This window comes from Streptomyces sp. SID10853 (genome assembly GCF_010548145.1).
Lineage (GTDB): Bacteria > Actinomycetota > Actinomycetes > Streptomycetales > Streptomycetaceae > Streptomyces.
In genome coordinates, this window is sequence record NZ_JAAGLN010000488.1 from 1 (window position 1) to 1,155 (window position 1,155).

1 pseudogene is annotated in these 1,155 nt (G+C 76.5%); it reads left to right on the plus strand.

The annotated features are described in order from the left end of the window. Positions 1-395: 395 nt before the first annotated feature. A pseudogene (locus G3I19_RS36535) lies at positions 396-1,155 on the plus strand (pyridoxal phosphate-dependent aminotransferase); the annotation flags it as partial.

A 1,155-nucleotide genomic window follows, 5' to 3' on the forward strand; every position in this document is an offset into this window, starting at 1 on the left:
GCAGCCGCGGACCGGAACAGGGCCTGGTCCCGGGCGCCGAGCCAGCCGGTGAGCCGTTCGATGCGGAGCGGGCCGCTGCGGGGGACGGCGGATGCCATGGAAACCAACCCTCTCGGTGATCGCCGCGCGTTCCGGCCGGTGGCCCGTGCTTGCCGGGGCTTGCCCCTGCCTGCCGTGCTTGCCCGTGCCTGTCCGTGCGGCGGACGCTGCTGTGCGCGGTTCTGCTGACCGATCGTCGTACCCCGTCCGGCCCGGGAGATGCCTCCGCCGCCCCGGCGCATCGTCGCACGTCGTGGGCCCGCCCGGCCCACAGGGGCCCGGTGGCCACGGTCGCCCGGTCGGGCAAAGCTACGTATAAAGGGTCTCGGGGGGCCGGCGACAGCGGAGGTGCGGGCATGCAGCGGACGGTTCCGGAGAGCCGCGGCCCGGTCCGCTACGGGCCACCCGCCCCCGGCCCCGGACTGCCGGTGCTCCCCGAACTGGCCGAAGCGCTCACCGGTGCCGCCTTCCGCACCGACCCCGAGCCGCCCGGCGGCGGAACCGCGCTGCGGGCGGCGGCCTGTGGATACTGGAACCGCCGCGGACTGGGCTGTGCGCCCGGCGACACGGTCGCCGCGAGCGGCGCCCAGTCGCTGCTCCTCGCGCTCCTCGCGGCGGACGGCGGCGACCTCATGCTGCCCCGCCCGTGCCCCGCTTGGTGGATACCGCAGGCACGTCTCGTCGGACGGTCCGCCTACCCGGTGCCCACCCCGGCGGAGTGCGGCGGCGTGCCCGATCCGTACGCGCTCCTGGAGACCGTACGCAGAGTGCGCGCCGAAGGCGGCAACCCCCGGCTGCTGCTGCTCTCCGTCGCCGACGACCCCACCGCGACCGCCGCCCCGCCCGAGCTGCTGCACCAGGCGTCCGAGGCCGCGCTCTCCGAGGGGCTGCACATCATCAGCGACGAGAGCTGGCGCGACACCGGTCACCGGCCCCACGAGACGGTGCTGCTCAGCCCCGCCGAGATGTGGCCGGACGAGGTGACCGTCCTGTGCGACCTGGCGGGTTCGCTCACCCCGACCGCCTGGCCGGTCGCCGTGGCCCGGTTCGCCGGCACCGCGGACGGGGCCGCCCGGCGCGCCAGGACGCTGGACGCGCTCACCGCGATCGGGGCGG